The sequence below is a fragment of the Roseburia lenta genome (assembly GCF_014287435.1).
GTDB lineage: Bacteria > Bacillota > Clostridia > Lachnospirales > Lachnospiraceae > Pararoseburia > Pararoseburia lenta.
The window spans coordinates 229063-241331 of the sequence record NZ_JACOPG010000001.1; the positions used below are offsets into that span (position 1 = coordinate 229063).

Here is a 12269-nt window from a genome sequence, read left to right on the forward strand (position 1 = left end):
AGAGTTCCTGTGTTTATAGATTATTTTACATCCTTGATAGAGAAGGAAATTCTTCCCATCTTGTCCTTGCCAAGGCATACAACCTTAACAACATCGCCAAGGGTAAGTACATCTTCTACATGCTCGATTCTCTCTTTGGAGATCTTAGAAATGTGAACCATGCCTTCCTTGCCAGGTGCGAACTCGATGAATGCACCGAATTCTTTGATACTTACGACCTTACCGGTAAAGATCTGTCCCTGTTCAAAGTCGGTTGTGATGATCTTGATCATCTCTACGGCTTCGTCCATCTTTTCCTTGTCCGTACCGCAAACAGATACGTTACCTTCATCTGTGATGTCGATCTTAACGCCGGTACGCTCAATGATCTCATTGATGGTCTTCCCACGCTGACCTACAACATCGCCGATCTTTGCCGGATCGATCTGGATCTGGATGATCTTTGGTGCATACTTGCCAACGCTCTCTCTAGGTGCAGAGATTGCCTTTGACATACACTCATCCATGATGAAGAATCTTGCTTCTCTGGTTCTGCGGATCGCTTCTTCTACGATCGGTCTGGTCAGACCATGGATCTTGATATCCATCTGGATGGCTGTAATACCGTCTTTGGTTCCTGTAACCTTAAAGTCCATATCACCAAAGAAATCTTCCAAGCCCTGGATATCGGTAAGTACGATATAATCATCATCTGTCTCTCCTGTAACAAGACCACAGGAAATACCTGCAACCATCTTCTTGATCGGTACACCGGCTGCCATAAGTGCCATACAAGATGCACAGGTAGATGCCATAGATGTAGAACCATTGGACTCAAATGTCTCAGAGACCGCACGGATCGCATATGGGAACTCCTCTGTAGAAGGAAGTACCGGGATCAAGGCTCTTTCAGCCAATGCTCCATGCCCGATCTCACGACGTCCCGGTCCACGGGATGGCTTTGTCTCGCCGACAGAGTATGACGGGAAGTTGTAATGATGCATGTAACGCTTTACGGTAATGTTCTCATCCAAACCGTCAACCTTCTGAACTTCAGAAAGCGGCGCTAAAGTAACAACGTCACAGATCTGTGTTTGTCCACGTGTGAACATAGCAGATCCATGTACTCTAGGGATCAGATCTACTTCTGCGGAAAGTGGACGGATCTGGTCGATACGTCTGCCATCCGGACGCTTGTGATCCTTCAAGATCATCTTGCGGACAGTCTTCTTCTGATACTGATATACAGCCTCACCTAAGACTTCCAGCCAATCTTCTTTATCTGCAAATGCTTCTTCAAATTTCTCGGTAACCTGACGGATATTCTCCTCACGTACCTGCTTCTGGTCTGTAAATACAGCCTCTTCCATTTCTTCCGGTGTCACGATCTTGCGCATTTCTGCGAACATCTCTTCCGGAATGGCACAAGAGGTGTAAGAATGTTTTGGCTTACCAACTTCAGCAACCATCCGGTTGATAAATGCGATGATGGTCTGGTTGACATCATGTGCCTTGTAGATAGCCTCGATCATCTTGTCTTCCGGGATCTCATTGGCACCGGCTTCGATCATGATGACCTTCTGTGCTGTAGATGCAACGGTCAGTTTCAGATCTCCGTTGTCCCACTGTGCCTGTGATGGGTTGATGATGAACTCGCCATCGACCATACCTACCTGTGTCATAGCACAAGGTCCGTCAAATGGGATATCGGAAATACAGGTTGAAATTGCTGCACCAAGCATGGCAACAAGTTCCGGACGAGCCTCCGGGTCAACACTCATGACCATGTTGTTCAAAGTAACGTCATTGCGGTAATCCTTTGGGAAAAGCGGACGCATCGGACGGTCGATCACACGTGCGGTAAGCACAGAATTCTCAGATGCCTTGCCCTCTCTCTTATTAAATCCACCAGGGATCTTTCCTACGGAATATAATTTTTCTTCAAATTCCACACTCAGTGGGAAGAAATCAATACCTTCTCTTGGCTTCTCTGATGCTGTAGCCGTTGAAAGTACGGTTGTCTCACCATACTGGATGAATGCTGCACCATTTGCCTGTGCTGCCACACGACCAACATCAACACGCAGGGTTCTTCCTGCAAGTTCCATTGTAAATGTCTTTGTCATTTCTTATCTCCTTATATTATATTTGTTAAGACAGAAACCCGAAACTACTGATAAATCCCAAGCCAGCCTGACACTTATCAGTGGTCTCGGATCATCCTCCTGTCTGATAACCGGTAACTTATGGGCAATCCCATACGAAAAATTGGGCGGAATAGAAAACTACCCCGCCCATGCAAGCAAATTATTTTCTTAAACCTAAACGCTCGATCAAAGAACGATATCTCTCGATATCAACGTCCTTAAGATATGCTAAGAGATTACGTCTCTTACCGATCATCTTTAACATACCACGTCTAGAATGGTGATCCTTTGGGTTTTCCTTTAAATGCTCGGTCAACTCCTGGATTCTTGCTGTAAGAACTGCTACCTGAACTTCCGGTGAACCTGTATCACCAGGTGTTCTAGCGTATTCTTCCATAATTGCTGTTTTCTTTTCCTTTGAAATCATGTTTCTACCTCCTAAAATTTCATACGCCTGTACTCAGCATAAGGTCGGAGTTTCCAAATACCGAATACGGGTAAAATCATACCAAAAGAGTATAACACAGGTTGTATATCCTGTAAAGATATTTATTGTATCAATCTAACAATCTTGTGCAGCAGATCGGTGATCTGTTGAAGGCACTGGAAATAATGATACCGGTACGTTCGGTGCTGGCATGCACGATCTGTCCGCCGCCGATATAAATAGCCACATGGCTGATACTCTTGCCACTGCCGTAAAATATCAGATCTCCCGGCATCAATTCGGAAGTGCTGACTCTGGTACCGTAATTTGCCTGTGCACGGGAAGAATGTGGCAGACTGTAACCGTATTTTGCAAAAATGGAAAGGACAAAACCGGAACAATCCGCACCATTGGTCAGGCTGGTGCCGCCCCAGACATAAGGATTGCCTACAAACTGGGTCGCATAGTTGACAAGATCCACACGGACATCCGATACACCCTGTCCGTATCTTGCCTCTGACATAGTCATGGCATCTGCAAGAGTCGTTGCACATGTCACATAGTCACCGCTGACATAGCCATATTCGCCATCAATATTGACCTGCACCCATCCATCGGTCTCCGATACGATCTCTAACTCCTCGCCCTCCGGCATGGTCGCTAAGATCTCAGATGTGGTATTTGGCTCTAAGCGTACACGCAAAGAGTCAGTATTGACTGTGGCAGTATAACGTGCCACCTCGTTTGCCTTGGTGATCGCTGCATCACCGGTCAGAAGATATTCGGATAAGACATAGCCTTCTACCTCACCGGAAGAAATATGTGTCCAGTCTCCCTCTGTGCCTAAGATCTCACATCCGGCGTTTTCCGGTAACTTGCCTACCATAGAAGCATCGGTTGAGGCTGCTTCTCTGATATTGATATTGCCCTCTACATTGGCTAGTCCTAAATTAGCATAGCCAAAGGTATCTAACTGTGCCGTACCGGTGGTCTCCACATCCGCATCCGATACCTGCGGCATGGCTGCCGCTTCCTCTACATTGACTGCAGCAGATGCCACGATACCTGCAGTCAATCCCTGCGACTGCATCTGTTTGCTGCTATAGCAAAAAGAAAATATAAGGCATCCTGCACATGCCACCGAAATTGCACTAATCAATCGATTCTTCACAATGTCCTCCCAAATCCAATCTGAATTTCCCAAAATTTCCACTAAAAAAACAGCAGCAAACACTGCTGTCTTTTTGCATTATAGCAAGACATATTTCATCTGTCAACAAATTTGTAACAATTATGTAACAAACTAATGATTAAAGTAAGAAAGTGCCGTTTTCTTATCCCTCTCCATCTGTGCAAAGAGTTCCTCTACGGAGTCGAACTTCTTTTCATCACGGATATGGGAAAGAAATACCACACGCGCGTCCTTTTCATAGACATCCTGATCAAAATCCAAAATATGTGTCTCGATCCCCATTTGATTTTCCCCGGTCACCGTCGGCTTGACACCAACATTGGTCACACCGTGATATATATGATGCTCGATCTCGATCTTGGTCACATAAACGCCGTTTTTCGGCAGTAACTTGTCCTCCGGCGGGATCAGATTGATCGTCGGCATCCCCATCTTGCTTCCCAGATGATAGCCATGCACGATCTCGCCCCAGACAAAGTATTCATAGCCCAGAAGTTCGTTGCCCTTTTCTATATTACCAGCAGCGATCTCTTCACGGACATAGGTAGAACTGATATCCCTGTGATCCTTTTGCAGTTTTTCCACGACCTCCAAGGTAAAACCATAGGTCTTGGAAAGTTCCTCCAGCATCTTGGCATTGCCCCGTCCCATCCTGCCAAAGGAAAAGTCGGTGCCGCAGACTAAGTATTTCATGTGAAAATTCTCAACCAATAGGCGGATAAATTCTTCCGGTTCCAACTGCATGATCTCCTTTTCAAAAGAACACTGCGCCAGATAATCGATTTTTTCTTCTTCCAGAATATGTGCCCGCTCTGCATTTGTAATCAAGAGTTTGGTCATATCCTTTTTCAGACGGATCCGCGGTGATACATCAAAAGTCAGGACACAGGATGCCAACCCCTTTTCTTTTTGCCCACGCAGTTTTTCCGTTAAAAGTTCATGCCCCTTATGTATACCGTCAAACTTACCTACCGTGACGGCTGTATTTTCTGAAATCGTCTCATTTACCAGCGAAGTAATTATCTTCATGTCGTCTCCAAAAACATCTTTTTTAGTTTGAACTGATGCTCATTTAAGTGATATATCCCAACAAATCTGCCATCTGACAGATATATGCGTACCAGATCTCCCTCATCGATCGCCTCGTCTGCCCTTGCCTGCATCTGCTCGATCGCGTTGCCGTTTACCAGTCTCTTATCTGCTTCCTCTGATGCATATACCTTGGGATAAGCAGAAAAGACCTGATCGATCGGCAGCAGGATCTGATCCAGCCGGTCTTCCTTTTTGGCTTCCTCGATCTGGGCTAAGGTCAGACTGTCTGCCACGGCAAAAGAAGCCACCTGCGTACGCACCAGACTCTCCATACAGCCTCCGCATCCCAAAGCCTGTCCGATATCCTGACAAAGGGTACGGATATAAGTTCCCTTGGAACAATGCACTTCCATGGTAACCAGAGGCAGTGCAATATTTTTTATTCGGATCTCATAAATGGTGACCGGTCGGGGCTTTCTCTCCACCTCGATCCCTTTTCTCGCCAGATTACAGAGTTTCTGTCCTCCTACTTTAAGAGCCGAGTACATAGGCGGAACTTGCTCGATCTGCCCCACAAACTGCCCGACTGCCCGCCGGACCGCATCCTCTGTCACAGTAACAGCATGCTCCTCTAAGACCTGCCCTGTCATATCCTGCGTATCGGTAACGACCCCCAGCCGCATGACCGCCTCATAGGTCTTGTCCTTGTCTGTCAAAAGATCACAGACCTTGGTCGCCTTTCCGATACAGACCGGAAGCACCCCTGTGGCATCCGGATCCAGCGTACCGGTATGCCCTATCTTTTTTATACCAAGGATGCCGCGCATCTTCGCGACCACATCGAACGAAGTATACCCGGCTTCCTTGTAAACGTTTATAATTCCACTTTTCATATGCTACCTATTGTGCTAACTGTTCCTTGACATCCGTCACGATACCATCGATCAATGCCCATGGATCATCCCCTTCGACTGTAAAGCCTGCGGCCTTTTTATGTCCGCCGCCATGGTATTTCATAGCGATCTGTGACAGGTCGACCCGGTCTCCCTTGCAGCGTGTGCTGACCTTATAAGCCCCCGGTTCCAGACCGTAAAGAAAGATCGCCACCTCGGCTTCCTTTGTCATACGGAGTTGGCTGACAATGCCGTCCAAATGCTTTGGCAGGACTGAAAATTCTGCCATTTCCTCCTGTGTGATCACAGAAGCGATACACTCTGCATCTTCATAGAGCCGGCTCTTTAAGAGTGCCTGCCCTAAGATCTTGTTCTGGGCAAAGGTCTTTTCATAAAAAGTCTTATCTACGATGGTCGGATAATCTATCCCCAGGTCCATCAGACACCCCGCAACTTCCATGGTATGACTGGAAGTACAGGAATACTGAAAGACACCGGTATCATGGATCATGCCTGTGTATATGCACTCAGCGATCTCCTTTGTGATCTTAGCCGGATCCATGCTATCGTAGACAAGTTCACTGGCAGAAGATGCATCTGCCACGATCTTATTCTTATCCGCAAATGCCTGATTACTGACATGGTGGTCAATGCAGATCGTCCTTTTTGCTGTCTCAAAAAATTTGACCGCATCCCCAAGTCTTGTCGCATCCCCACAATCTAAGACAATGCAAAGGTCAAACGACTCCTCGCTATCCTTTGCCTCCAAGATCTTGTCTGCGCCCTGTAAAAACTGAAAGATCCTTGGGATCGGCTCTAAGAACACACAGACCTTAACTTGTGGGTAATAGGTGGTGATGTAATTGTAGGTTGCCAGGCAGGAGCCCACGCAATCTCCATCCGGGCGGATATGTCCGGCGATCGCCACACTTGATACATTTTGCAGTTCCTGATCTAATTGCATAAGATCCTCCTTAGTTGCCCTGATTCAGATCATCGATCATCTTTGACATTCTGACGCCATATTCAATCGACTGATCCAAAATAAACTGAATCTCCGGTGTATTGCGCAAATTGATATTGGATGCCAAGAGTTTGCGGATATAGCCCGCAGAACTGCGCAAGCCCTCCATCGTATCAGCCTGAGCTTTTTCATCGCCCAAGACACTGATATAGGCTTTTGCCGTCTTTAAATCCGGTGCCACCTCTACAGCCACAACACTGCAAAGGGAACTGACACGCGGATCCTTGATCTCACCGCGGATGATGTTGCTCAATTCGCGGTGAACCTCCTCGTTGATCCTTGTATTTTTAATACTTCTTTTTTTCATATCCTACCTCGGTACTTCTACCATAATATATGCTTCGATCACATCATCTTCAGCGATGTCATTAAATCCGTCTAATACAAGACCACATTCAAATCCTGCCTTAACTTCCTTCACGTCATCCTTGAAACGCTTGAGTGATGCCAGATCACCTTCAAAGATCTGCTCGCCCTCACGGGATACGCGGACTTTACATCCACGCTGGAAGTAACCGTCCAAGACATAAGATCCGGCGATATTTCCGACATCAGATGCCTTGAAGATCTGACGTACCTGTGCATGACCGATAACCTTTTCCTCATAAACAGGATCCAGCATACCCTTCATGGCTGCTTCCACATCCTCGATGGCATTGTAGATGACCTTGTAAAGTCTGACGTCTACGCCTTCTCTGTCCGCGGTAGCCTTAGCCATGGCATCCGGTCTGACGTTAAAACCGATGATGATGGCATTGGATGCAGATGCTAAGATAACATCACTTTCATTGATGGCACCAACACCGCCATGAATGATCTTAACCACAACTTCGTCGTTGGAAAGTTTTACCAGAGACTGCTTCACTGCCTCGACAGAACCCTGTACGTCTGCCTTGACGATGATATTGAGTTCCTTCACATTACCGGACTGGATCTGTGAGAAGAGATCGTCTAATGACATTCTGGTCTTAGTATCTTCAATTAACTTATTCTTACTCTCGGAAATAAATGTCTCCGCAAAGTTTCTTGCTTCTTTTTCAGAATCCATGGAAACAAAGATCTCACCTGCATTCGGTACATCACTCAGTCCTAAGATCTCTACCGGTGTAGATGGTGTTGCTACCTTGACTCTGCGTCCGTTTTCATCGATCATGGCACGGACTTTACCATAAGAACTTCCGGCTGCGATCGGATCTCCCACATGCAGGGTACCCTTCTGTACCAAAACGGTTGCAACTGCACCGCGGCCCTTATCCAACTGTGCCTCAATGACAAGACCTCTTGCCGTACGCTTTGGATTTGCCTTTAATTCCAAGACTTCTGCGGTCAAAAGGATCATTTCCAGTAATTCATCGATACCTTCGTGTGTATGTGCAGATACCGGTACGAAGATGGTACTTCCGCCCCAATCTTCCGGGATCAGTTCATACTCGGATAATTCCTGCTTTACACGTTCTACATTTGCGTTTGGCTTATCGATCTTGTTGATCGCAACGATGATCTCAATGCCTGCTGCCTTTGCATGGTTGATCGCCTCAACCGTCTGTGGCATAACGCCATCATCGGCTGCAACAACTAGAATTGCAATATCGGTAGAATTGGCACCACGCATACGCATAGCGGTAAATGCCTCATGTCCCGGTGTATCTAAGAAGGTGATCTTCTGTCCATTGACTGATACCATGTAAGCACCAATGTGCTGTGTGATACCGCCTGCCTCGCGGTCTGTCACCTTAGTGTCACGGATAGCATCCAAAAGGGATGTCTTACCATGGTCAACGTGTCCCATAACGCAGACAACCGGTGGACGGGCAACCATATCTTCTTCTGACTCTTCATCCTCGCGAAGAAGTTCCTCGATCACATCTACCTTGACTTCCGGCTCACAGATGCAGTTGAACTCAAGTGCGATCTCTTCTGCCTGCTCGTAGTCGATATCCTGGTTTACGGTAACCATGATGCCCTTCATAAAGAGTTTCTTAACGATCACAGATGCCTGCACTTTCATCTTGTCAGCCAATTCCTTGATCGTAATATGCTCAGGCAGGGTCAGTGTAATGATCTCGTTCGGATCCTTTTCTGCCGGCTTTGGCTGTGGCGCCTTATTCTTCTTCTTGCCACCGTTCTTCTCCAAGTTTACATAGCGTTCCTGCTTCTTAGAGCCAAACTGATCGTGCTCATGTTTCTTTTTATTGTTGCGGTTGTTGTCGCGGCTTCCCTTTGCATTCATATCTGCAGCTGGCGCAGCCGGAGCAGCATTGTTTCTGCGGTTGTCACCGGCAAATCCACCACCGTTTGGACGGTTGCCGTTTGGTCTGTTGCCACGATTGCCGTCGTTATTGCGCGGTCTGCGGTTGTCGCCTGCGTTTACGCGGCTGCTCGGACGGTCATTTTCTGACATTTGGCGTGGACGGATCGGACGATTACCGTTTGGTCTGTCACCACGGTTGCCATTCTCACGTCTGTCCTGGCGTTCCTGTCTGTCCTGACGCTCCTTGCGCTCCAATCTCTCCTGACGTTCCTTCTCCTCCTGTACGCGGTGGGAAGGTCTGACGGTACGCTCACTCTCCGGACGGATTGTGATTCTTCCCTGTGCCGGACGTCCGGAACCGGAACGGTCACCACGATTGCCATTTTGTCTGTCACCATCCGGTCTTCTTCTCGGACGGTCACCATCACGGCGAGGTCTCTGCTGCTTGCTGTACTGGGCATTAAAGACAGCGGAAATGCTTGATTTCTTCTTCGGACGTGCATTTTCTTCCTTATGCTCTGCCTTCTTTTCCCCGGTCTTTGCCCCTTCTTTTGCAGGTTCTTCTTTTACCACTGCCTCTTTCTTTGCTTCTGTCTTCTTCTCCGGTGCTTCTTTTACTTCTTTTTTGACCGGTTCTGCCTTTTTAAACTTCTTTTCTACGATCGCGATCGCAGCATCCTCAATGCTGTTTTGGCTCTTTACTTCTATTCCGTTTGCAGCAAGTGTTGCAACAACTTCTTTTGTTTCTACACCTAACTGTTTTGCTAATTCATATACTCTAACTTTTGCCATACTATATCCTCCATTATTCAGTTGTTATACCAGTGTGATTTTCTTTTTTACAGCCTGTGCCAGATTTTCATCTGTGATCGCAACGGATGCCCGGAACTCTTTGCCGATTGCATGCCCCAGATTCTCTTTTTTGCCATAAAAAACAAGGTCGCACTCATAAAATTCACACATGTTCGTAAAACTCTTTTTGGTATTGTCAGATGCATCTTCTGCAACCAGCACCAGCCATGCCTTGCCTTCTTTGACAGCCTTTTCCACGGAAAATTCTCCGCTGACTACTTTTCCCGCTTTTGTTGCCATACCAAGCATCGCCAAAGCCTTATCCTGCATTTAGATCATCTCCTCTTCCAATCGTTTTACAATATCTTCTGGTATCTTACACTTCAATGAACGTTCCAATCCCTTATTCTTCATCGCCTTGTGAAAACATTCGATGTCTTTACAAATGTAAGCCCCTCTGCCATTGGCTCTGCCGCTGGCATCCACAAGAAAGGTATCCTCCGGTGTCTTTACCACGCGGACTAAAAGGGATTTGTCTTTCATTTCATTACATCCCACACACTTGCGCTGTGGAATTTTTTTGCCATTCATTTTATTCTTCACTTTCTGATGCTGCATCATCATCGTAGTCATCTTCTACATAATCATCTTCAGACTCGTCATACTCATCATCATAGTATTCATCGTCGTCATAATACTCATCATCATACTCGTTTTCATAATCCAGGAAATCGCCTGCTTCTCTTGCCTGCGTCTCGCTCTTGATGTCGATCTTAAATCCTGTCAGACGGGCTGCAAGTCTTGCATTCTGTCCCTCCTTACCAATGGCAAGTGACAACTGATAATCCGGAACAACAACTTTTGCTGTCTTTTCATCTGCATCTGCGATAACAGAAATGACCTTTGCCGGACTTAAGGCATGCTCAATGAGCATAGCCGGATTTTCATTCCATTCGATGATGTCGATCTTTTCTCCGCGGAGTTCATCTACGATCGCATTGACACGGCTGCCGTTCATACCGACACATGCGCCAACCGGATCCACATTTTCATCCTCTGCCCATACAGCCATCTTTGTTCTGCTGCCTGCTTCACGCGCGATCGCCTTGATCTCTACAACGCCGTCACGTACTTCTGCGACTTCCTCTTCAAACAGACGCTTTACCAGTTCCGGGTGGGTTCTGGAAACTAAGACCTTCGGTCCTCTTGTCGTATCCTTTACTTCTAAGATCAATACCTTGATACGCTCTGTCGGCTCAAAGTGCTCACCTCTGACCTGCTCATTCTCTGCCAAGAAAGCATCGGTCTTACCAAGATTTACACTGATGTTCTTGCCGATGTAACGCTGTACGATACCGGTCACAACCGTTCTTTCCAACTGATAATACTCGTCAAATACCATCTTTCTTTCTTCTTCACGGATCTTCTGTAAGATCGTGTTCTTTGCACTCTGTGCTGCGATACGTCCAAAGTTGGTTGACTTGATCTCAACATTGACCACATCGCCGATAGTGTAAGATCCGTCCATCGCCTGTGCGTCCTCCAAACTGATCTGCTCTACCGGATCTTCCACATCTTCTACAACCGTCTTGGCTGCTAAAACATGATATTCACATGTTTCCGGATTGATGTTCACGGTAATGTTATCATTCTTTCCAAAATGATTTTTGCAGGCAACCTGAAGCGAATTCTCGATCGCTTCCAAAAGGACATCTTTGCTGATATTCTTTTCAGCCTCCAACACATTTAACGCTTCTAACAATTCATTGTTCTTCATTTCTTGTTCATCCTCCTAAAATTCTTGTTATAGTACGCTAAAAATCAAATGCCAGACGGATCAATGCAATGTCTGACTTATTAAATGTAACTTCTTCATCGTCTTCGGATAAGACAGTGACACTATCATCATCATAGGCATGCAGGATACCGTAGAATTCTTTGGAACCGTCGATTGCTTTATAAGTGCGGATCTCTACTTCCTGTCCCAGACTGCGTTCAAAATCCCGCGCTTTCTTGAGCGGTCGTCCCAATCCCGGTGAACTCACCTCAAAGGTATAGGCCCCCTCTACATAATCCAGTTCATCCAGCAGGACATTCATCTCTCTGCTGACCGCAACGCAGTCATCAATGGTAATACCTCCCGGTTTGTCAATATATGCCCGAAGGAAATAATCCTGACCTTCCTTGACATATTCCACGTCCACCAATTCAAAGCCTTTTTCGTCCAGAATCGGAAGGATCAATTCTTCTGTCTTCTTTTCGTACTGCTCCCTTTGTGACATGTGTCCACCACCTTTCTTTTTTTAAAAAATTGAGAGTGGACAAAATGTCCACTCTCAATTCTAGCAACATATCTACTTGCGCTCAACAGTTCGTAGGGGAATCGAACCCCTGATTCCGCCGTGAGAGGGCGGCGTCTTAACCGCTTGACCAACGAACCATGATGTCTTGTTACCGCATCGCGACAACAAGACAATGATATATCAAATACTCTTCCTCGTCAAGTACTTTTTTCAATTTTTTTGAAAAAAT

12 protein-coding genes and 1 tRNA gene are annotated in these 12269 nt (G+C 46.4%); all 13 read right to left on the bottom strand.

Annotated elements, in window-relative coordinates; genetic code table 11:
- Positions 1 to 20: 20 nt before the first annotated feature.
- The 13 genes from H8R94_RS01160 to H8R94_RS01220 all read right to left on the bottom strand — a co-directional run bounded on the left by H8R94_RS01160 (position 21) and on the right by H8R94_RS01220 (position 12177).
- A complete protein-coding gene (locus H8R94_RS01160) occupies positions 21 to 2105 on the bottom strand; it encodes a polyribonucleotide nucleotidyltransferase (RefSeq protein ID WP_186853635.1) in 2085 nt (694 codons plus the stop codon).
- Between the two features lie 181 nt (positions 2106 to 2286).
- Positions 2287 to 2553 (bottom strand): 30S ribosomal protein S15, encoded by a 267-nt coding sequence (gene rpsO / locus H8R94_RS01165; protein ID WP_118281128.1) that lies wholly within the window; start codon positions 2551 to 2553, stop codon positions 2287 to 2289.
- A gap of 130 nt (positions 2554 to 2683) precedes the next feature.
- Positions 2684 to 3724 carry a C40 family peptidase gene (locus H8R94_RS01170; protein WP_330592953.1) on the bottom strand — a complete coding sequence of 347 codons (1041 nt, stop codon included), beginning with the start codon at positions 3722 to 3724 and terminating at the stop codon, positions 2684 to 2686.
- A gap of 132 nt (positions 3725 to 3856) precedes the next feature.
- Entirely contained in the window at positions 3857 to 4774 is a 918-nt protein-coding gene (locus H8R94_RS01175; RefSeq protein ID WP_178010870.1) for a bifunctional riboflavin kinase/FAD synthetase, read from the bottom strand.
- Positions 4771 to 5670 (bottom strand): tRNA pseudouridine(55) synthase TruB, encoded by a 900-nt coding sequence (truB, locus tag H8R94_RS01180; RefSeq protein WP_186853636.1) that lies wholly within the window; start codon positions 5668 to 5670, stop codon positions 4771 to 4773. Before truB ends, H8R94_RS01175 begins: the two co-directional genes overlap by 4 nt.
- Before the next feature lie 7 nt (positions 5671 to 5677).
- Positions 5678 to 6634 carry a DHH family phosphoesterase gene (locus tag H8R94_RS01185; protein WP_178010874.1) on the bottom strand — a complete coding sequence of 319 codons (957 nt, stop codon included), beginning with the start codon at positions 6632 to 6634 and terminating at the stop codon, positions 5678 to 5680.
- A 10-nt stretch (positions 6635 to 6644) separates the two neighbouring features.
- Positions 6645 to 7001, bottom strand: coding sequence for a 30S ribosome-binding factor RbfA (gene rbfA, locus H8R94_RS01190; RefSeq protein ID WP_118281124.1), 357 nt, complete (start codon positions 6999 to 7001; stop codon positions 6645 to 6647).
- A gap of 3 nt (positions 7002 to 7004) precedes the next feature.
- Positions 7005 to 9737 carry a translation initiation factor IF-2 gene (infB, locus tag H8R94_RS01195; RefSeq protein WP_186853637.1) on the bottom strand — a complete coding sequence of 911 codons (2733 nt, stop codon included), beginning with the start codon at positions 9735 to 9737 and terminating at the stop codon, positions 7005 to 7007.
- 24 nt (positions 9738 to 9761) lie between these two features.
- Positions 9762 to 10067, bottom strand: a complete 306-nt coding sequence (locus H8R94_RS01200; RefSeq protein ID WP_118281122.1) for a L7Ae/L30e/S12e/Gadd45 family ribosomal protein — start codon at positions 10065 to 10067, stop codon at positions 9762 to 9764.
- A complete protein-coding gene (gene rnpM, locus H8R94_RS01205) occupies positions 10068 to 10328 on the bottom strand; it encodes an RNase P modulator RnpM (protein WP_118281368.1) in 261 nt (86 codons plus the stop codon). It lies immediately after the preceding gene.
- 1 nt (position 10329) lies between these two features.
- A complete protein-coding gene (gene nusA / locus H8R94_RS01210) occupies positions 10330 to 11514 on the bottom strand; it encodes a transcription termination factor NusA (RefSeq protein WP_186853638.1) in 1185 nt (394 codons plus the stop codon).
- Between the two features lie 37 nt (positions 11515 to 11551).
- Positions 11552 to 12019 carry a ribosome maturation factor RimP gene (locus tag H8R94_RS01215; RefSeq protein WP_118281120.1) on the bottom strand — a complete coding sequence of 156 codons (468 nt, stop codon included), beginning with the start codon at positions 12017 to 12019 and terminating at the stop codon, positions 11552 to 11554.
- 86 nt (positions 12020 to 12105) lie between these two features.
- Positions 12106 to 12177: transfer RNA gene (locus tag H8R94_RS01220), tRNA-Glu, on the bottom strand.
- Positions 12178 to 12269 lie beyond the last annotated feature (92 nt).